This window comes from Kribbella solani, assembly GCF_014205295.1.
GTDB classification, from domain to species: Bacteria; Actinomycetota; Actinomycetes; order Propionibacteriales; family Kribbellaceae; genus Kribbella; species Kribbella solani.
In genome coordinates this window covers 6,720,522-6,741,185 of record NZ_JACHNF010000001.1, presented here as the reverse complement: position 1 = coordinate 6,741,185, position 20,664 = coordinate 6,720,522, and the positions used below count along the sequence as shown (strand labels likewise).

Sequence of the window (20,664 nt, the reverse complement as noted above, 5' to 3'; positions counted from 1 at the left end):
TCAGCCTGCCAGCCGGACGGTGGTCGTCGTACCCCAGATGGCCATCGACAGCAGCAGGTCGACCACGTTGATCACCACGATCGACGTACGAACCGCGCGGCCGACCGCGACGCCGACGCCGGCCGGCCCCCCGGTCGCGTGGTACCCGTGGTAGCAGTGCACCAGGATCACCAGCACCGAGAACACCAGCACCTTGCCGAACGACCAGAGCACGTCGCCGGGTGGCAGGAACAGATGGAAATAATGGTCGTACGTGCCGGTGCTCTGACCGTAGAACGTGGTGACGGTGAGCCTGGTCGCGAAGTACGACGAGAGCAGACCGACCACGTACAGCGGGATGACCGCGACCAGGCCGGCGATGATCCGGGTGGTGACCAGGAACGGCAGCGACGGGATCGCCATCACTTCGAGGGCGTCGATCTCCTCGCTGATCCGCATCGCGCCGAGCTGCGCGGTGAACCCGCAGCCGACGGTCGCGGCGAGCGCGATCCCGGCGATCAGCGGGCCGATCTCGCGGGTGTTGATGTAAGCGGACACGAATCCGGCGAACGCCGAGGTACCGATCTGGTTCAGCGCCGAGTACCCCTGCAGACCGACCTCGGTGCCGGTGAAGAAGGCCAGGAAGGTGATCACGCCGACGGTGCCGCCGATCACCGCGAGCGCGCCGGTGCCGAGCGTGACCTCGGCCAGCAGCCGGAGGATCTCCTTGCGGTACCGGGTGACCGACTTGCCGGACCAGGCCAGCGCCTTGAGGTAGAAGGCCAGCTGCTCACCGAGTTTGTCGAGCGAGTTCAGCGGCTTCTTGACCAGAACATCGAGGGCCGACCCTGCCATGTCGCTCAGGCCCCCTTCGGCGGGACGAGCTGGAAGTAGATGGCGGTCATCGAGAAGTTCGCGACGAACAGCAGCATGAAGGTGATCACCACGGACTGGTTCACCGCGTCGCCGACGCCCTTCGGGCCGCCGCCCGCGTTCACGCCCTTGTACGCCGCAACGATCGCCGCGATCGCCCCGAAGACCAGGGCCTTCGCCTGCCCCTGCCACAGGTCGGGCAGATGCGCGAGCGCGGTGAAGGACGCGATGTAGCTGCCGGGCGTACCGTCCTGGAGGACCACGTTGAAGACGTAGCCGCCCATCACGCCGACGACGCTGACGAACCCGTTCAGGAAGAACGCGACCAGCATGGTGGCCAGCACCCGGGGTACCACCAGGCGCTGGATCGGGTCGATGCCCAGCACCATCATCGCGTCCAGCTCCTCGCGGATCTTCCGGGAGCCGAGGTCCGCGCAGATCGCGGAACCGCCGGCGCCGGCGATCAGCAGCGCGGTCGCGATCGGGGACGCCTCCCGCACCACGGCCAGTACGGCCGCCGAACCGGTGAAGGCCTGCGCGCCGAACTGCTTGATCAGCCCACCGACCTGCAGCGCGATCACCGCGCCGAACGGGATCGCGACCAGCGCGGTCGGGATGATCGTCACGCTCGCGACGAACCAGGCCTGCTGCAGGAACTCCTTCAACTGGAACGGCCGCCGGAACATGGCGCGACCGGTGTCCAGCGCGAAAGCGAACAGCGAACCGGCGTGCTTCAGGGGCGCGGTCGCGCTAACGGTCACCGCGCCCCCACCGTGCTTGTTTCGAAGGAGCCCGGTGGTGGGACGACGCCGTTCTCGCGGCACCAATCGCCCGGTGGGCGCTGGGTCGGGCGGAGCATGCCACTGCTGGGCAGTTGCTGGATCGGGATCGGCGGCAGCGGCGGCAGTTCCTGGCCGGCCTCGGCGGCGAGTTCCTCGGCGTCCTTCTCCTCGGACATCCCGATCGGGCCGATCATCTGCGCGTTCAGGAACTGGCGGATCACCGGCTCCTCACTGGACAGCAGCATCTCCCGCGGGCCGAACATGGCCAGGTGCCGGTGGTACAGCATGCCGATGTTGTCCGGGACCGTCCGCGCGGTGTTCACGTCGTGGGTGACGATCAGGAAGGTCGCGCCGAACGCCTCGTTCAGGTCGATCATCACCTGGTTCAGGAACGACGTACGCACCGGGTCCAGGCCGGAGTCGGGCTCGTCCACCAGCAGGATCTGCGGGTCCAGCACCAGCGCGCGGGCCAGGCCGGCCCGTTTCCGCATCCCGCCGGAGATCTCGCCGGGCAGCTTCTTCTCCGCGCCGACCAGGCCGACCATCTCCATCTTCTCCATCACGATGGAGCGGATGTCGGACTCGGACTTCTTGGTGTGCTCCCGGAGCGGGAAGGCGACGTTGTCGTAGAGGTTCATCGAACCGAACATCGCGCCGTCCTGGAACAGTACGCCGAACAGCCGGCGTACTTCGTACAGCTCGCGCTCGCTGCAGGTGGCGATGTCCGTGCCTTCGATCCAGACATGCCCGCGCTCGGGCTTGATCAGCCCGATCAGCGTCTTCAGGAACACCGACTTGCCGGTACCGGACGGGCCGAGCATCACGCAGATCTCACCGGCGGGCAGCGTCAGTGACACGTCACCCCAGATGAGCTGGCTGCCGAAGGACTTGGTCAGACCTTCGACGCGGACCTCTACGCCCACCGGCCCTCCTCACGGATATGTCTGCTGCTGCCCAACGACAGGGCAGTGGCCTAGGTTACGCACGAGTACGGTTTTGCGTAACCCCTAGAAGTCAAGCGGTTGCGATCGTAGCGATCTGGAAATGCAAGAAGGGCGGTCCCTTCGCGGGGACCGCCCTTCTCAACACATTCGTTACGTCCCGTTGCGGAACGTAACTGGAGTCACTTCAGCGTGACGGTGGCCCCGGCGCCCTCGAGGGCCTCCTTGGCCTTCTCCGCGGCAGCCTTGTCGACCTTCTCCAGGATCGGCTTCGGGGCCGACTCCACCAGGTCCTTGGCCTCCTTCAGCCCAAGGCTGGTGAGACCGCGCACCTCCTTGATGACCTGGATCTTCTTGTCGCCGGCGCTCTCGAGGACGACGTCGAACTCGTCCTGCTCGGCGGCTTCCTCGGCGGCCGGGGCACCCGGCGCGCCCGCGGCGGCGGCAACGGCGACCGGGGCGGCGGCGGTGACGCCGAACTCCTCCTCGAACGCCTTTACGAACTCCGACAGCTCCAGCAGGGTCAGTTCCTTGAACTGGCCGAGGAGCTCTTCGGTGCTGAGCTTCGCCATGATGGCGGTCCTTCCTGACAGATGGTGCTTGTGATCACTGATGGGGTGTTGCGGTGAGATGCCTCAGCTGTCCGCTGCGGCGGTCTCCTCGGTGCTCGCCTCGGCAGGTGCCTCGACCGTGTCCTGGACCTCGTCCTGGACCGCTGCCGGAGCAGCGTCGGCCGGTAGCTTGTCCTGCAGCGCCGCGAACAGGCGCGCGGCCTGCGACAGCGGAGCAGCGAACAGCGACACCGCTTGCTGCGGGGCCGCCTTCATCGCACCTGCGAGCTTCGCGAGGAGAACCTCACGCGACTCCAGGTCAGCGAGCTTGCTGATCTCGTCAGAGCTGAGCGACTTGCCCTCGAGCACGCCGCCCTTGATGACGAGAAGGGGATTCGCCTTGGCGAAGTCACGCAGACCCTTGGCCGCAACCACCGCATCGCCCTTGATGAAGGCGATTGCCGAGGGGCCTTCGAGCAGGCTGTCGAACGAGTCGACGCCGGCGTCCTTGGCCGCGATCTTGGTCAGCGTGTTCTTCACCACGGCGTAGTTCACGTCGTCACCGAGCGAAACTCGAAGTTGCTTGAGCTGCGCGACGGTGAGACCGCGGTACTCGGTCAGCACGGCGCCGTTGGAGCTACGGAACTCGTCCGTCAGCTCCGCGACGGCGGCTGCCTTGTCCGGCCTCGCCATGGGGGTCTCCTTCTATCGGCTTCCACGCCTCGACCCCGGAAAAAGAAGAACACCCCTGCGCCGGCGCAAGGGTGTGAACATACAATCTGTCACTTCCAAGTCACCTGCGCGGGACGCCCACCTGAGTGGGACCTTCAGCTACCTAGGGCAGCAACCAGCGGTCTTCGGCAACCAACAGTTTGCCTGACCCGGCTCCGGAAACCAAATCGGTTCCCGGAGCCGGTCCCGGTCAGCTCTGCTGTTCAGCTCTGCTGTTCAGTTCTGCTGGGGCCCAGCAGCCAGTCGAACTCGCCGTTCCGGGCCAGCTTCTCGACCGCCGCCTCGACCGCGGTCCTCGACAGCGCGGGCAGCATGATCACGTTCGGTTCGTAGTACGGCTCGCCGGCCTCGGTCCCGATCGCGGCCGCGCCCTGGATCCGCTCCGGGTCGAAGAAGATCACCGGGAACTGCCGGCCGGATCCCGCGCCTTGTTCCCGGCGCTCGAGCCGGGCGTTCAGCAGGACGCCACGGCTCTCGGCCTCGGCCCAGTCGTAGTCGTCCATCTCCTGGGCCAGGACCAGCACCCAGCCGGTCTCGTCGGCTGCCATCTCATCTCCTCGCCGGTGGCCCGAACCTGATCTGGCCGAGCAGGTCCGAGAACTCCTGCGGTCTCAGCTTGACCCCCTCCGCCGGGACCACCTCGTAGTGGGTGCCGGCGGTCCGCATGATCCGCAGCTGCGGCGGCACGCTTTCCACGATGACTTCCCAAGGTACCCGGTTGTACTTGCGGATCTGGTTCGGATCGGTGTTCGTCGAGGGCCCGAACTGCGGCTTGACGAACCCGTCCTTGTCCACCTGATAGTCCTTGGCGTCCGGGCGCAGCGTCGGCGCGTCGCCCGGCTTCGCGCCGCGGTACAGCTTGCCCTCGTCCTCGTCGTACTTGTCCTTCAGCCGGCCCTTCGGTTCCGCCTTCGGGGTCGGCGCGGGTTTCGGTACCCGCGGCGTCGGGTCCTTCTTCGGCGGGGCCGGCTTCGGCGGCGGCGCGGGTTTCGGCGGGTCCTTCCGCGGCGGTGGCTGCCGCGGTGCCACCTTGTCCGGTACCTGTCTGATGATCGTCTTCAGGATCGTCTGGGTCTGCTGGACCACGTACGTGACCAGGACCTGGATCAGTCGCCAGAGGATCACGATCGCGGTCCAGACGAAGGTGACGAACTTGACGATCTTCTTCCACAGGAAGTCGAGGAAGTCCCAGACCGAGTCGGTGACCTCGCGGGTGTCGACCATCGTCACCGGCTGGCTGTACGCCTGCTGGTACGCGTAGTAGAACGCGACCACGATCAGGACGATCAGCACCACCGGTACGACGATCGCCTGGGCGAACTTGCCGTCCGAGTCGTCGAAACTGACCGGGTTGTTGTTCGCGTACGAGTAGCCGTTCATCTGTTGTGGATCGGTGTTGTCCACCACTGGATCGACCGACAGGAACCGCCCGGTCGACTTGTCGTACTCGCGGGCGCCCATGTGCACCAGCCCGGTGTCCGGATCGCTGGTACCGCCATGGAAGTCACGCTGCCCCGGCCAGTTGGCCGCCGCGGCGCCACGCGACTCCCCGTACGGAGTGTTCCGGCGGCGCTGTACTACCTGCGTGGTCGCGTCGATGGCTGTGGTCGGACTGCCGTGCAGGTCCGAGAACAGCCACGTCAGCTTGCCACCGGTCCGGACGCCGACCAGCCGGTCACCGAAGGTGTAGTAGCGCGTACCGGTGACGGTGTTGCCGGCCTTGTCGAGGTGCAGCTCCGTTTCACCGAGGTACAGAGTGGTGCCTGAGCTGTCCCGGCGGATCAGTCGGTTGCCCTCGGTGTCATAGACAGCCGACGACTTGACGCTGCCCTTGGTGGTGTCGGCCAGCTGCCCTTCGGCGTTCCAGTTGAGGATCTCGTCCACGCCGTCAGCGGTGCGCTTGTTCGTGTTGCCGATGGCGTCATAGCCGTACGTCTTGCTGGTCGCACCGGCCGGTCCGGTCGTGTTGACCGCAGTCAGTGCGTGCGGCTTCGTACTGCCGTACTCGTAGGTGCTGGTCGTAGTACCGGCTGCCGAGAACGACTGCTCGCTCTTGCGGTTGCCTGTCTTGTCGAACGTCCACTGCTGCCAGTACGGCGCCGGACCGCCCAGTCCAGCCACTGACGGCGCCGCCGTGCAGTCACCGGCGGAGTTGTCCGCTCCCGGCTTTGGTGTCCACGCCTTTGTCAGTCGGCGCAGGTAGTCGTAGTTGAAGCACTGGGTGTCAGTAGCTTCACCAGAAGCAGCCGGTGCGATGTCAGTGGCCTTGGTGACGTTGCCGCCCGGGTCGTACTGGTACTGCGTGTCGGACACCCGCGTCGGCGACAGTTGCTTGTCGATGACGATCCGGTTCACCCGACGGGTTACCGGGTCGTACTCGAACTTCTGCTGCACGAACGGACCGGATGCGGTGCCGAGTGTCAGTACGTCCGCGTCCTCGAACGGCGTGTACGTCAGCTGGCGTACGTACGTGTCTTGACCGCGCAGCGACTTCAGCAGGCCCTGGTCGTTGTAGTCGTACGTCAGCGTCTCGGCGTCGAGTCCACCGGCAGCGGAGTCACCGACCTTGGGCAGCGTCCGCGTCGCCAGCGCCCCGTCGTCGTTGAAGGTCTGGCCGACCGTGTACGTCCCGGCCAGCTTCCCCTCCGACGCGGGCAGTGTCAGCGACGTACCGGTCGGCTGCCCGGACGGGTCGTACCCGGTGATCGCAGTCGTGTACTCGTCGGTCCCCACGTACTTGGTAGCCGAGGCCGGACGCCCTGGCGCGACCGTGTCGTACTTCCACGAGCTGAGCAACGGACCGTCCGCCGCGTTCTGGTGGATCGCCGTCTTGCGGCCGACGCTGTCGTAGTCGTAGAAGAGCTTCACGCCGCGTGCGTCGGTCGACGACGTGATCTGGTCACCCACGTCGTACGTGAACGTGGTGATGCCCTTGTCCGGGTCGTTCTCCTCGACCTTGCGGCCCTGGACGTCGTACTTGTAGCTCCAGACGTTGCCGGCCGGGTCAGTGGTCGTCTTGAGCTGTCCGGACGGCCAGTAGGTGTAGGTGGTCTTGTCGTACGCGCCGGTCGGGCTGTTGCCCTGGTACTGACGCAGCTCGATCAGCCGGCCCTGCGAGTCGGTGATCCGGGTAGTAGGCGTCTGCCCGTCCGGTGGGTCGATGGTCTGGACGTTCGTACCCACTTCGTGGTCGATGGACCACTTGGTCTGGCCGAGTGACTTGAACAGTTGCTGCTTCGGCCGGGCCGCCTCGTCGTACACGTTGACGGTCTGCTTCGGCAGCGTCGCCTCGTCGACCAGGTTGAGCTCCTTCTCGGCCAGCACCCGGGTGAAGTACGGACCGTTGACCTTGACCTCGTTGTTGCGCGAGTCGTACCGGTGGTCCGTGACCAGCCAGCCGCCGTTCGGTGTCTTCTCCTGGGTCTGCCGCAGCCGCTGCAGCCCGTCGTACAGCTCGTAGCTGGTGTCGTACACACCTGGCTTGAGTAGCCGTTTGGTGGTGCGTACGGACGGTCCGTCGTCGCGTACCGAGTACTCGGTCTCGATGTCCGGCGGTCCGCTCTTCGGGTGACCGGCGCTCCAGGTCTTGGTCACCCGGCCGAACGCGTCCAGCTCTTTGTCGGCACGTCGGCCGTCCGGAGTGGTCATCCCGATCGCCGCACCGAAGGCCGGCTCGTAGTCCGTGACGCTCTCCAGCCCGTTCGCGGCGACCTCGGTGATCTTGGTGATCGGCCCGTAGTCCGGGTTGTAGATGCTGCGTACGGTGCGGTTCAGCCCGTCCGTCTTACGGATCTGCCGGCCGATCGAGTCGTACGCCGCGGTGAACGCCAGCTCGTACGTCGGCTTGCCGGCCGCGTCGAAACCGGACAACCGCTCGGCGCGGGTGAGCAGGCCCTTGGTGGGTGGCGTAGTGAGATCGGTGGCGCCGTCGTAGTACATCCGGTCGTCCCGGATCACGTCGGCGTTGGTGAAGGCGGAACCGCAGCTCTTGTCGACGAGCTGCTGACGGGACGGCAGCTCCCGCAGGTTGGTCGTGCTGTTCTCGTTGTAGTAGTACCGCGTGCAGGTGTCGTCAGCTGGAGTGGAGACGTCGTTCGACTCGTCCTTGCTGGTCAGTCGGCCCTGCGTGTCGTACGTGTTCGCAGTACCCAGTTTCAGATCGCCAGTGGGCGTCGGAAGGTACTGCGTGACCTGCTTCTGGCCGGAGCGCCGTGCGGTCAGCGTGCCCCACGGCTGTGTCATGGTCGCGGTCGGATCACCGAGGTAGTAGTCGGAGATGCTCCGGTTCACCACTGCGGCGCCGTTGAACGTCGTCTGTTCGCGGGACTGACCGGCCAGCTCGTTGGTGTCCTTGACCTGCGTACCAGTGGAGTCCGTGATCTTGACGTCCTTGACCGGTCCGGCGGTCGTGCGGTCGCCGTCCATGCCGCGGTAGTACAGCGTCTCGGTGACTGACTGCGGCTCGTCCGCACGTCCCTTGGCCACCTTGATGTCGCTGTAGCCACGCCACTGCGACCAGGTCGACTCCTTCAGGTCGGTACCGGCGTCCTGCTCGGAGAACCGCCAGGCCGGCTTGTCCTGGTACGACACCGTCGTCACGTTCGGGACAGGTGCCTGCCACGGGTCGTTCGCCGCCGCCGTCCGGTCCGTCTCGACGACCTGCTTCACGACGTACTTGTGGTACCAGTCCTGTCGTTCGGCTGACCCCTCCGGCGTCCACTTCTGCGGACGGCACCGGCGGTCGTTGTGGTCGGGCTGGGGCAGGTCCGACGGAGTGCAGTCCACCCCGTCGTACGCGACAGTGAGGTCGCCGCCTGACCCGTTGTGCACTGCACTGATCCGGAACCACTCCAACGGCGGTACTGCATCGCTACCGGTGTCGACGCGGTTCCCCATCGCCACACCGTCGAAGCTGGTCGCCTGCAGTTGCTGTGGGTTCGATCCGACCAGTCCGGTTGGTGTGACTTCGCGCAGCCACAAGGACGGACTGCTGTTGTCACCACGCAGGTACTCCTGCCGGAACGCCACGGACTGCACGTCATCGAACTTGTTGCTCGCGGCTCGCCATACCTGTGACGTGACCTTGGTCAGCCGGCGCTGGCTCCAGAACGTCGGTGTGTAGTGGTTCTCGCAGTTGGTAGTGCTCGCGCAGTTCAGGTCCCACGGGGTGTCCGGGTAGGTGCTGGTCTGGCTCGGACCACATGGCTCCGGCGTACACCGCTCGGCCGTGGTGAACTGCATCTGCGCCACCGGCTTCTGGTTGTACACCTGCCCGTCGGCCTGGCCGTACTCGATCCGCTTCAGGTTGCCGGCGCGTACGTACGGGCTGACCGCCGTCTTCGTCACCATCCGGGCGTAGTTGCCCAGCTCGGTGTCGTAGTACAGGCTCATCGTGTTGCCGAAGCGGTCCACGACGTAGTCCAGGTTCCATTGGTACGCCTGCTGGCACCACGAGTCGGCGAAGGCGGCCTTGTTGCACTGTTCACCGGCGTTGTTGCCGTACGCGGGCACGGTCCACGCTGATTTGGTCTCGTCCTTGCCGCTGGTCCAGCCCGGCAACCGGTTCAGGCCGAAGTAGTACTTCGTTCCCTCCGGCGACGTCATCCGCCAGTACTCGCCCTTGTCCGCGGCCAGTACGCCGTCGTCACCGTTGGCCGCGCCGCTCAGCCGCTCGATCACCGAACCGTCGTCGCCGCGCATCCGCCAGACCTCGCCGCCGGCGTCCTTGTGGTCGAGCACCAGCGAACCGGACTTGCCGTTCACCGCGATGTTCAGGCTGTCACCGGCGAAGCACAGGTCGCCGGTGTTCTTGTCACCGTTGTTGCCGGACCTGTCCTTCGAGCACGACCGGAACCGGCGCTCGATCGAACCGCCGCCGCTCAGCGAGAACCCCTGCCCGATCAGCGACGTCTGGTTGTTCGTCGCGGACGACAGGCCGTCCAGCGCGCCCGAGGAGTACTGCAGACCGACGGACGGCGCCGGACCGCCGATGGAGGGCGGCGTGGTGATCGGCAGCGACCACTCGAAGTCGCCTGACGATCCGCCGATGCTCCAGGTCGCCGCACCGGCACTCTGGTCCGGCTTCTTGTAGTCACCCGCGCCGCTGCTGTCGCCGGCCGCGACCATCAACGTCTGCGGCCGCGCGCCGACCGGGACGTCGGCGATCACCTCACCCGATCCGTTGTTCAGACTCGGTACGACGGTCCGGCGATCGCCGTTCTGGGTGGTGAAGCGCAACCGGGTCGCCCAGTCACCGCCGAAGGCATCACGGAAGGCCCGGTAATCCAGTCCGAGCGTGACTTTGCCGGCTTTGGCCACGCCGTCGGCGCGACTGACCTTCAGCTCGAGCGCGTCGCCGCGCCGGCCGACCAGATCGACCTGCACCTTCGCCGGTGAGCTTGCGGCAACGCCGGTACGGAGCCGTTCCTTGGCGGCCGCCGCGGTGGGCGCGACCCAGACCGGAAGGTTGCCGGCCCGGGCGCGCTGGGCCACTCGACCGCCGTTCAGGCCGAGCGCCCAAGCGTTGGTACCGCCGGGCACGGGGACCGTGACCTCCACGCTCCCGGCCGCGGGCCAGGTCACCGTCGGCGTACCGCTCAGCACCTTGCCGGCCGACGGATCGGCGGGACGCGCGGCCGCCTTCGCGGTCCGGCCGCCGAGCGACTTGAACTCGGTCGGGTTGAACTTCGGGTCGCGTTTGGTGGCCGCGGCGGCGGACAGCCCGCTCTGCTGGTCACCGAGGAGCATCGCGGCCGCGACCACGGCCGCGGTCAGCGTTCGGAAGATAGTTGCTCTACGCAACCGTGAGGACATCACGTGGTACCTCCTGGGCGGGGAGATCGGCGAACCGAGTGTCACACGCCGGAAAACGCCGCGGAAGCCATTCAAACCCGGTCGAATGGCCTGCTCGGTTGCCTGTTTCTGAGCAGTCCTGGCAGCACCTTTCGACGGTGCTGGAAAGGTGCGCGGACACCCGCCGGGGCGTGCGATCGTGCTCGCGTACTCCGCCCGTCCGACGGTGAGGTGACCATCATGTGGGGTGTCAGGAGGCGGTTCACGGCGTACGTGTCGGCGTTCGCGCTGGCCGTACCGCTAGCGGCAGCCGCGACCACGTCCGCGGGGTCTGCCGACGCCGCTGCAGCGGGTTCCACCGCAGCCGCCGGCGCGGGTTCCGGCGCGGCCGCCGGCGTCGCGGAGCCGCGGCAGAGCGCTGCCGAGCAGGCGCTGATGGCGTCCCCGGACGCCCGCGCGGTGCTGACCGCGCGCCGGACCGGCAAACCCCAGGAACTCGTGTCGATGCGAACCGAGACCGGCCAGGTGTTCGCGAACCCGGACGGCACCAAGACAATGGAACAGCACGCCACGCCGGTACGGGTCCGAAAGGGAACCGGCTGGACCGCTCCCGATCCGACCTTGCGGCGCCAGCCCGACGGAACGGTCCGTCCGATCGCCACGGTCTCCCCGATCATCCTGTCCGGCGGTGGCTCCAGTGACTTGCTGACGATCGGCAAGCCGAACGCCCGCGTACACCTCGGCTGGCCAGGCACCTTGCCGAAGCCCGTGCTCTCCGGCGATACCGCGACGTACCCGGAGGTCCTCCCAGGCATCGATCTGCAGCTCAAGGTCGGCGTGGACCGCTTCTCGCACCTGCTCGTGGTGAAAAACCGCGCCGCCGCGGCGAACCCCGCGCTGCGCCGCCTGCACTACCCGATCCGTGGCGAGGGCGTCCGTCTCCGGGTCGCGGCCGACGGCTCAACAGTTGCTACCGGCAACGACGGCGAGGTCGTGTACTCGGCTGATCCGCCGACGATGTGGGACGCGTCCAGTACGACGAAACCCCGGCACGCCCGGCTCGGCATCCGGAAGACCGCCCGGGAGCTCGTACTGACCCCGGATCTGAAGCTGCTCGCCGATCCGGCCGTCAAGTTCCCGGTCTCGATCGATCCGTCCATGTCCGGCACGCTGGTCAACTGGTTGCACGTCAACGAACGCTCCGGCGGCGTCGACGGTTGGACGTACGACCGCAACGACGAAGGCGCGAAGGTCGGCCGCGCGTACCAGGACACCGCCAACCTGTACCGCTCGATGTTCCTGCTCAACACCACCAGCGGCGCGATGACGATCGGTGGCAGCACGATCCTCAGCGCCCAGTTCCGGATCACGCTGAACAAGACCCCGCACGGTACGCCGGAGCCGGTCGAACTGTGGCAGGTGAACGACCTGAACACCGCCGACCACAACCTGAACTGGACCACCACCGCCGGCTTCTGGAAGACCCGGTTGGACACCCGCTCCGGCGAGGCGTACCCGTGGACCGAGGACAACCCGATGGAGTTCGGCGATCCGAACGGTCCGAGCGCGCTGAGCTCCGTACTGCAGGGTGTTGCCGACGCGCGGCGGACGACGGTGTCCCTCGGACTGAAGGCACCGGACGAGAGCACCAGCGCGGCGGCCCAGTGGCAGTGGAAGAAGTTCCACCCGAACACCGCCGTGCTCGCGATCCGCTACAACACCACGCCGCGGGTGCCGAAAGGACTGACGATGACCCGGCCGCGCCCGTGCGGTACGGGGGCGGCACCGACTCGGATCCCGACCACGACCCCGCAGTGGGCGGCGGTCGCGAACGATCCGGACATCGGCGACTCGGTCACCACCACGCTGCAGATCCGCAACGCCGCCGGTGCGGTGGCGTACGAGAGCAAGGTCGGCCCGACTGTCAGTGGCGCGGCGTTCTCCTGGCCGGAGGTGCCGGCCGGGAAGCTCACCGCCGGTGTCGTGTACAGCTATCGCGCGTTCGCGGACGATGCGATCGCGACCAGCCCGAGTACGTCCGACTGCTATTTCGTCATCGACTCCACGTCCCCGAACGTACCCGTGATCGTCTCGACAGACTTCCCGGACGGCCAGGACCCGGTGACGGAGGCGCGGGTCGCGGGCAACGTCACCTTCAAGCCGGGAGGTACACCGGCTGACACGGACGTGGCCGAGTACAACTACGGGTTCCAGGGCGACACGCTGACCGCGCGGGTGAAGGCGAACGCCGACGGCACCGCCACGATTCCGATCACCGTGCATCCCGATCCGGAGACTGGCGTACCGGCGCTGCGGTTGTACGTGCGTGCCGTCGACAAAGCGGGCAACTACAGCCAGACCAGGCAGGCGTGGGAGTTGTCCGCGAAGTTCCCCGCGCCTGGTACGACCCCACCGCACGTACGCGCCGATGCGAACGGCGACGGGAAAGCCGATGTGACCGCCGTACTCGACCATGGGTTCGGCCGGACGGCGATCTGGAACATCACCTCGAAGGACAACAGCTTCGCGTCCGGTGTGATGGCTCTGGACACCGGTGAGGGCACTGGGTTCGCGCTGTCGAACATCAAGCCGGTGCAGGGCGATCTGGACGGCGACGGGCGTACTGACATGGCTGTCTTCCGCGAAGGCGCCGGGCGGCAGGTCTGGCTGTACCCGTTCCCGTCGGACGGCAACGAGTACGTGGCACCGGCTGCCGCGTGGACCAGCGGACCGAACGGCTGGCCGTTGAACACTGCCCGGCCGATCGCTGCTGATGTCGACGGTGACGGGAAGGACGACATCGTCGTGCAGAAGGCAGGTACTGGAGACAACTGGCAGGCGCTGGTGTTCCTGGCCGCCAACGGGTTCAAGAGCCCGGTCAGCTGGGTGCAGGCTGCGGCTGGCAACACCTGGTCGCAGAGCACACCGCTGCTGGCTGACATCGACGGTGACGGCAAAGCGGACCTGTTGAGCATGCGGAACCAGACTGGCTGCCGAACGACGGTTGACCTGTACAAGTCAACCGGTACTGCGTTTGCCGCACCGACGACGATCTACGACTCTGGTGCGGGTGGGTACTGCTGGGACAAGAGCAGGGCGGTAGTGGCTGACCCGGACGGCGACGGGCGTGACGACATCGTCGCGTTGTACGAGAACGCACCCACCGACGCCAGCCTGGTCGTACTGAAGTCGAACGGCACTGCACTCACCAAGACGGACTGGGGTCGTACGTCCGGTCTGGAACTGGCCAAGGCCACGCTGGTAGCTGGGGACTACGACGGCGACCACAAGGAGGACGCTGCCATCCTGTACGCCGGTGACAACGGCAGCCGGCAGGTGTACGAGTTCCGCTCGACCGGTACTGCGTTCGCGGACAGGTCACTGGCCTGGAGCGGAGCAGTGGACGCGGTTACTGGTCCGAAGTTCAGTCTGGAGCACCGGCAGTACGAGCTGGTCAACAAGAACAGCGGGAAGTGCCTCAACGTCCATTTCGCCGATCCGAACGACGGACAGGAGTTCGTCCAGTACCAGTGCCTGCCGGTGGATCTGAACGCGCGGTTCCGGTTGATGCCGGTTCCAGGGACGGACCAGTACAGCGTGCGGCCGGCGCACACCGCGGTTGGCGACGGTCCGGTCAAGTGCCTCGACACGTTGAACGGTAGTACTGAAGACAACACGAAGATGATCCAGTACGCGTGCGGCGGTGGTACAGGTGAACCGTTCGCTTGGCAGCAGGTCACTTTCACGTATGTGGATGGGGCTGCGTACGACACTGTCGTACAGCTGAAGCTGGCGCACAGTGGGAAGTGCGTGGCGGTGGCGGATGCACGGCTGGATGACACTGCGCCGGTAGTGCAGCAGACGTGTGGCCAGAGCACCAACCAGCAGTGGATCCTGCGGCCTGCGTTCAACGCCGACCAGCTAGGTGCCGGCGGCGCAGGGCGGTACCGGACTGAGGCGGCGACCAGCAACCAGCGCGTACTGGACATCACCGACTGCCACAAGGAGCCGGGATCGCAGGTACGGATGTGGGACTGGGTGACCGGTAGTCCGTGCCAGAAGTGGAAGCTGGAGAGCCTGGGCGACGACGTGTACAAGATCATCGACCCGAACTCCGGGAACGCACTGGAGGTCCAGGGCTGTTCCAAACTGCCACGTGCGACCGTCTTCGCGTTCCCCAGCAACGCGTCGCCCTGTGAACGCTGGCGGATCGAACCGACACCGGACGGGAGCTACAGCGTGATCGCGGTGAGCTCCGGCCTTTCACTGGATGTTGCTGGATGTAGCTCGGCAGCCGGCGCGGAAGTGATCACGTGGTTCTACCACGGGGGCCCCTGCCAGCGGTGGTACTTCAAACAGCAGTAGTACGTGGGTGTGGGGGTATCCAGCGGTGCATTGCGGTGGCAGCGGCCCAGCCGGTGCCGGCCATGATGACGATCGCTGGGCCCAGCCCCAGCAGGGCAGTGGCGCCGGCCAGTAACAGCGGTCCGGCGCCGTTTCCTGTGTCGGCGAAGAGGCGGAACGCCCCGAGGAACTGTGCTCTACCGACCGCTGGTGACGCGTCCGCGCCGAGTGTCATGATCACCCCGGCGCCCAGACCGTTCCCGATGCCCATCAGCAGTGCGACAGCGGTCAGCGTGGCAGTCGTGTGAGTGAGCGGCAGCAACAAGTGCGCCAGGCCCAGTACGAACATGGACGGTACGGCGACCCACTTCCGGCCGAGGCGGTCCATCACCGAACCTGCTGGATAGAACAGCAGCATGTCGACCGCACCGGACAGACCGAAGATGATGCTGGTCGTCTGTGCATCCAGTCCGATGTGCAGTGCCCACAGCGGAATCACAACCTGCCGCGACGCACGTACTGCTCCTACCAGAAGTGCACCGACGCCGAGCGTACGTAGTACAGGCAGGTGGTCGCGGATGACACCCCAGGTGGATTGTGCAGCGACTGGTCCGCGGCCGCGGGCGTGTGTGACATTGGGCAGGCTGACCAGTACGCCACACGCAAGTACTGCGGCGACCAGGTGCACCCAGTACGCGCCGTCCGTACCGAAGAACTTCATCGCACCGGCGCCGAGGAACGGGCCGATGAAGGAGCCGATCCGCTGTACGCCACCCAGTGTGGACAGGGCGCGGGCACGCAGCTCGATTGGTACGGCCTCACTCAGGTACGCCTGGCGGGCAAGGCCCCAGACCGCACCAGCCAGTCCGGTGCAGCCGATGGCGATGGCCAGGCCCCAGACGTTCGGTACGACCAGACAGGCAGCCAGTGCGAGTGAAACGAACACCGTGGCGTACAGCATCGCGCTGCGCTCCCCGATGCGGTTCGTCAGCGCACCCGCGGGGATGTCACCGATCACCTGGCCCAGCCCGGCAGCTGCGACGACCAGACCGGCGACAGCTACCGACGCGCCTCGTTGCGTAGCCGACAAGGCCACTACAGGAGCGATAGCGCCCTGGCCGATGCCGTAGAGCAGGGCAGGTAGGTAGACGGCTGGTGCGATCTTCCACAGACTTCGCGCCTGCGACATCACCGGCCGCCGGCCAGCGCCGTACCGCGATCCCGGGCGGCTGGAGTGGCTCCCAGCAACTCGGACACCGACCAGGCACCAGCAGCCACCCGCATCCCGTACGCCTCCAACTGCTCCACCGGCATCCGCATCTCGGGTCCGGACACACTCAGACAGCCGGCGACCTGACCGGTGTAGCCGAACACCGGCGCCGCGACACTGCAGATCCCCGGCGTCCGCTCGGTCCGCGACATCGCGTACCCGCGCCGGCGGATCTCCGCGAACTGCTCCGCGAGTACTACCGGGTCGGTGATCGTGGCTGGTAGCACCTGCTCCAGCGGCCCTGCCAGCACTTCCTGCTGCTGCTCGAACGGTAGGAACGCGAGCAGCGCCTTCCCCGGGGCACCCAGCGGCAACGCGACCGGCAGCCCGAACTCGGTGTACGTCCGGCGGAGTTGGTGGTGGCTCTCGACCTGATCCAGCACTACCCGCTGCCCCGACGGGAGCAGCTCATGCACTGCCGCGGTCTCCCCCGTGTCGTCCCGGAGCCCCCGCAGTACCGGCATCGCAGCGTCCCGCAGCCCCGCCGGTATCCCACCGCTGTGCGCCAACTGCGCAACCAGCGGCCCGATCGCGTACCGCCGGTGGGCCGTCTGCCGAACCAGGCCGTTCTCCTGCATCGCCAGCAACAACCGGTGCACCGTACTGGTCGACAACCCGGTCGCCCGCGCCAAGTCACTGATCCCGAGATCCGGCGTCCGCACGTCGAAGCACCGCAAGATCGCCACGGCCCGATCGATGGACTGCACCGACCCCCGGCGTACCTCATCCCGCGTTTCCTGCATCCCGAAACCCTATCCCACAATCCGGGAAGCGCTCCAGGCAGTCCAAAGCCCGGACCACCTAGGGCCCGGGCTCCGGAAAGACTCAGCTCAGGACGGCGAGGGCGTCGATCTCGACCAGCATCTCGGGAAGCGGGAGGCCGGTGAAGACGGTCGTACGGGACGGGAGGACGCCGCTCGGGGTGCGGGTCGTGACGAAGTCGGCGTAGGCCTCGTTCATCGCGGCGAAGTCCTCACGCTTGGTCAGGTAGACGCGGAGCATCACCACGTCGTCAAGGCTCCCGCCGCCGGCCTTCAGAATCGCCTCGATGTTCTGCAGCACCCGGGTGGTCTGGGCCTTCACGTCACCGGTGAACACGAACTCGCCACTGGCCGGGTCGACCGAACCTTGGCCGGACACCTGCAGGATGTTGCCCTTCCGGACGCCCTGCGAGAACACGGGCAACGGCGGCGGCGCGTCGGTGGTGGAGACTGCGGTCTTGTCGGACATCAGGTCTGACACCTCTCAGTTGTAGTCGGTTGTGATCGCGGCTGCGGTGGCGAGCAGATCAGGGAGCAACTCGAGCACCTGGTCATAGTTCAGCAGTACGTCCGGAACAGACAACGACACGGCCCCCACTACGCGACCGGTGCGGTCCTTCAACGGCGCGCCGATGCAGTTGATGAACGCCTCGTGCTCGGCCTTGTCCTGCGCCCAGCCGCGCTCCTTGGTGGTCGCCAGCTCGGTCCGTAACCGGTCCGCGTCGGTGATCGTGTTCGGCGTGTACGAGTGATAGTCCAGCGACGCCAGCATCGCCTCCTGCAAGCGCCTCGGCTGAGCGGCCAGTAGCACCTTGCCAACGGCTGTGCAGTGCAATGCGGCCGGTACGCCGACCTGCGAGTACATCCGTACCGAACGCACACTGTCCAGCTTGTCGACGTAGACGACCTCACCGTTCTCCCACGCCGCCAGGTGGACCGTCTGCCCGGTCTTCTGGTTCAGCTCGCGCAGATGCGGCGCAGCGACCTCGCGTACGACGTACTGCTCGCGGGCAACGTCCGCGAGGGCGAACAGGCGCGAGCCCAGCCGGTACCGGTGCGAGTCGTCGCGCCGCACGAAGCGATCTGCTTCCATCGTGCGCAGCAACCGCAGCACGGTGGTCTTGTGCACGTTCAGCTCACCAGCGAGCTGGTCAAGCGTCCGATCGCCCTCACCAAGGCTGGTGAGGATCTGCAGCGCCCTGGCCAGGCTCTGACTCATGCCGGACCGACCTTCGTCGCGGCCCACTCCTCATCAGTCGCGGCGAGCAGCCGCTCACGTACCTCTGCTGCCGGCGGCGGCGCATGGTCCTCTGGCGCAGTCAGGACAGCCGCAGCTGTCAGATGCCCCAGCCGCAGCCGCTGCACCATCGGCAGTCCCTGCAGCGTCGCAGCCAGGAAACCGGCGGCAAACGCGTCCCCGGCTCCGACTGTCTCAACCACCTCAACCGACAGAGCTGGAACCTCAGTGCGACCGCCCGGCTCAATCACCAGCGCAGTGTGCGCGTCGTCCTTCACTACCAGCGTCTTGGCGCCCAGCCGCTCGTACAGCTCGTCAGGGTTCCTGGTCCCGGCAAAGACCTCCGCCTCGTCCGCACCGATCAGTACGATGTCGGCCGCCTTCAACAGCCGCCAGAGCGACTCCGGGTCCTTGTCGCGCCAGAGCGCCGGCCGCCAGTTCAGGTCGACACTCAGCAGGAACTCGCGCGGCTCACTCGCCAGCCGCTCCAGCATGTCCGCACTGGTCGTGGAGATAGCGGCAGTGATACCAGTCGTGTGTACCAGTCGCGCCCGCGCAAGCCGGTCCCGTACCTCGGGCCGCTGCAGGAACTGCTCGTCCATGGCCGCCGCTGCCGAACCGGATCGGTAGTAGTGCATCCGCGAGCGCCCGTCATGCGACTCCTTGACGTACAGCGCAGTCGGCCGGACCGCATCCAGCTCCACCCCGCCGACGTCCACACCACGCGCCCGCAGGTCCCGCAGCACGTGCTGCCCGAAGCCGTCGTCGCCGAGCCGAGAGAGCCAGCCGGTCGGAACGCCCAGCGCAGCCAGTCCGCCAGCCACGTTGCACTCGGCCCCACCGACCGACCGCCGGAACACCTCCACGTCCGCCAACGGCCCTGGACCGCCCGCGAACATGATCATCGCCTCACCCAGACAGAGAGCTTCTGGGCCAGGCGCCGTCTCAGGGAGCGGTTCAGGCATCGCGACTCCTCGGCTGGGCGGTGATGAGATAGGCGTACGTTGACGCGACTTCGGCCGTGATGTTACAACCGACGCGTCAGAATGCGCAATGAGCGTTGCGTATTTTGCAATCTATGAGACCCAGGGGGTCAGATGCCCGGATACGATGCCAACGCTGTCGCCACGCTTGCCGATCAGCCGGTGAGCTGGCAGGACAAGGCGCTGCCGCCGGCGTTCTGGGGCCGCACGGTCGCCGACGTACTGGCGTCGCGACCGCGGCTGTCACAGTTGCCGACGCCGCTGATGACGCTGTCCGCGCCCGGCCTGCGGCACAACGTCGACACCCTCGCGACCTGGTGCACCCGCCACGGGGTCGAGCTCGCGCCGCACGGCAAGACCACGATGGCGCCCGCGCTCTGGGCGATGCAGCTCGACGCCGGCGCCTGGGCGATCACGCTGGCCAACGCCTTCCAGCTCGGCGTCGCGCGCGCCTATGGCGTACAGCGGGTGCTGCTCGCGAACGCGGTGATCTCCCCGCTGCAACTGCGCTGGATCGCCGACGAACTCGCCGCCGATCCGTCCTTCGAGGTGATGGTCTGGGCGGACTCGGTCCGTACCGTCGAGCTGATGGAGGCCGCCCGGTCGGCGTACGTCGGACCGGACGCGCGCCCGCTGGACGTGATGGTCGAGGTCGGCGGGATCGGCGGCCGGACCGGCGCCCGGGACGCCGAGACCGCGCTGGCCGTCGGCGCCGCGATCGCCGCGGCACCGACGCTCCGGCTCGTCGGCGTCGCCGGGTACGAAGGTGCGATCGGGCACGGCGTCGACGAGGCCGATCTCGAAGAGGTTCGCGCGTACCTGCGGGACCTGGCCGCGGTGCATCACCGGCTGCGCGACCAGTACGACGCGGACGTGCAACCGATCGTCAGCGCGGGCGGAAGCCAGTACTTCGAGCAGGTCGCGAAGGTCCTTGCCGCCGAGGCGGGCGACGGCGCGCGCGTCGTGCTGCGGTCCGGCGCGTACGTCACCCACGACGACGGGCTGTACCGCCGCGTGTCGCCGCTCGGCGCGAATCCGCGCACCGACGGCGAGCAGCTCGTACCCGCGATGCACGGCTGGATGCGGATCACCTCCCAGCCCGAGCCCGGCCTGGCGATCTTCGACGCCGGCCGGCGCGACTTCCCGTTCGACCAGGACCTGCCCGAGCCGCAGCTGATCCGGCCGCGGACCGACGGCGGGCCGACCCTGCCGGCCACCGGGATGACCGTGACAAAGCTGAACGACCAGCACGGGTACCTGGAGTTCGGCGACGAGCAGTCGGTGGTGATCGGCGACGAGCTGCGCGTCGGCCTGTCCCACCCGTGCACCGCGTTCGACAAGTGGGGGCTGATCCCGGTCGTCGACGACCCGGACGCCGCCGATCCCGTCGTCGTCGACCTGGTCCGGACGTTCTTCTGA

14 protein-coding genes are annotated in these 20,664 nt (G+C 67.1%); 2 read left to right on the top strand and 12 right to left on the bottom strand.

Features of this window, described 5'->3' with window-relative positions; all coding sequences use genetic code 11:
* The 7 genes from HDA44_RS31140 to HDA44_RS31110 all read right to left on the bottom strand — a co-directional run bounded on the left by HDA44_RS31140 (position 1) and on the right by HDA44_RS31110 (position 10,671).
* Complete coding sequence (locus tag HDA44_RS31140; RefSeq protein WP_184840533.1) at positions 1 to 834, bottom strand: MlaE family ABC transporter permease; 834 nt, start codon at positions 832 to 834, stop codon at positions 1 to 3.
* A gap of 5 nt (positions 835 to 839) precedes the next feature.
* Positions 840 to 1,613 carry an MlaE family ABC transporter permease gene (locus HDA44_RS31135; RefSeq protein WP_184840531.1) on the bottom strand — a complete coding sequence of 258 codons (774 nt, stop codon included), beginning with the start codon at positions 1,611 to 1,613 and terminating at the stop codon, positions 840 to 842.
* Positions 1,610 to 2,557: an ATP-binding cassette domain-containing protein gene (locus HDA44_RS31130; protein WP_184840529.1), complete on the bottom strand. Its 948-nt coding sequence runs from the start codon at positions 2,555 to 2,557 to the stop codon at positions 1,610 to 1,612. Before HDA44_RS31130 ends, HDA44_RS31135 begins: the two co-directional genes overlap by 4 nt.
* 200 nt (positions 2,558 to 2,757) lie before the next feature.
* Positions 2,758 to 3,147 (bottom strand): 50S ribosomal protein L7/L12, encoded by a 390-nt coding sequence (rplL, locus tag HDA44_RS31125; RefSeq protein WP_184840526.1) that lies wholly within the window; start codon positions 3,145 to 3,147, stop codon positions 2,758 to 2,760.
* A gap of 63 nt (positions 3,148 to 3,210) precedes the next feature.
* Positions 3,211 to 3,819 carry a 50S ribosomal protein L10 gene (gene rplJ / locus HDA44_RS31120; protein WP_184840524.1) on the bottom strand — a complete coding sequence of 203 codons (609 nt, stop codon included), beginning with the start codon at positions 3,817 to 3,819 and terminating at the stop codon, positions 3,211 to 3,213.
* A gap of 242 nt (positions 3,820 to 4,061) precedes the next feature.
* Positions 4,062 to 4,406, bottom strand: coding sequence for a hypothetical protein (locus HDA44_RS31115; protein ID WP_184840522.1), 345 nt, complete (start codon positions 4,404 to 4,406; stop codon positions 4,062 to 4,064).
* Between the two features lies 1 nt (position 4,407).
* On the bottom strand, positions 4,408 to 10,671 hold the full coding sequence (locus HDA44_RS31110; RefSeq protein ID WP_184840519.1) for an RHS repeat domain-containing protein: 6,264 nt from the start codon (positions 10,669 to 10,671) through the stop codon (positions 4,408 to 4,410).
* Between the two features lie 219 nt (positions 10,672 to 10,890).
* On the opposite strand from HDA44_RS31110, the gene HDA44_RS31105 reads away from it, so the two are divergent.
* Complete coding sequence (locus HDA44_RS31105; RefSeq protein ID WP_184840517.1) at positions 10,891 to 15,015, top strand: RICIN domain-containing protein; 4,125 nt, start codon at positions 10,891 to 10,893, stop codon at positions 15,013 to 15,015.
* Here the strand turns inward: HDA44_RS31105 and HDA44_RS31100 are convergent.
* The 5 genes from HDA44_RS31100 to HDA44_RS31080 all read right to left on the bottom strand — a co-directional run bounded on the left by HDA44_RS31100 (position 15,002) and on the right by HDA44_RS31080 (position 19,227).
* Positions 15,002 to 16,183, bottom strand: a complete 1,182-nt coding sequence (locus HDA44_RS31100) for an MFS transporter (RefSeq protein WP_184840515.1) — start codon at positions 16,181 to 16,183, stop codon at positions 15,002 to 15,004. The two genes, HDA44_RS31105 and HDA44_RS31100, sit on opposite strands and share 14 nt — an antisense overlap.
* Positions 16,183 to 17,007, bottom strand: coding sequence for an IclR family transcriptional regulator (locus HDA44_RS31095; RefSeq protein ID WP_184840513.1), 825 nt, complete (start codon positions 17,005 to 17,007; stop codon positions 16,183 to 16,185). The genes HDA44_RS31100 and HDA44_RS31095 overlap by 1 nt, the downstream gene beginning before the upstream one ends.
* A gap of 82 nt (positions 17,008 to 17,089) precedes the next feature.
* Positions 17,090 to 17,494: a RidA family protein gene (locus HDA44_RS31090; protein WP_184840511.1), complete on the bottom strand. Its 405-nt coding sequence runs from the start codon at positions 17,492 to 17,494 to the stop codon at positions 17,090 to 17,092.
* 15 nt (positions 17,495 to 17,509) lie between these two features.
* Positions 17,510 to 18,244 carry an IclR family transcriptional regulator gene (locus HDA44_RS31085; RefSeq protein WP_184840509.1) on the bottom strand — a complete coding sequence of 245 codons (735 nt, stop codon included), beginning with the start codon at positions 18,242 to 18,244 and terminating at the stop codon, positions 17,510 to 17,512.
* Positions 18,241 to 19,227, bottom strand: a complete 987-nt coding sequence (locus tag HDA44_RS31080) for a sugar kinase (protein ID WP_184840507.1) — start codon at positions 19,225 to 19,227, stop codon at positions 18,241 to 18,243. Before HDA44_RS31080 ends, HDA44_RS31085 begins: the two co-directional genes overlap by 4 nt.
* A 132-nt stretch (positions 19,228 to 19,359) precedes the next feature.
* Here HDA44_RS31080 and HDA44_RS31075 point away from each other — a divergent pair, with 132 nt between their 5' ends.
* Positions 19,360 to 20,664: a type III PLP-dependent enzyme domain-containing protein gene (locus tag HDA44_RS31075; protein WP_184840505.1), complete on the top strand. Its 1,305-nt coding sequence runs from the start codon at positions 19,360 to 19,362 to the stop codon at positions 20,662 to 20,664.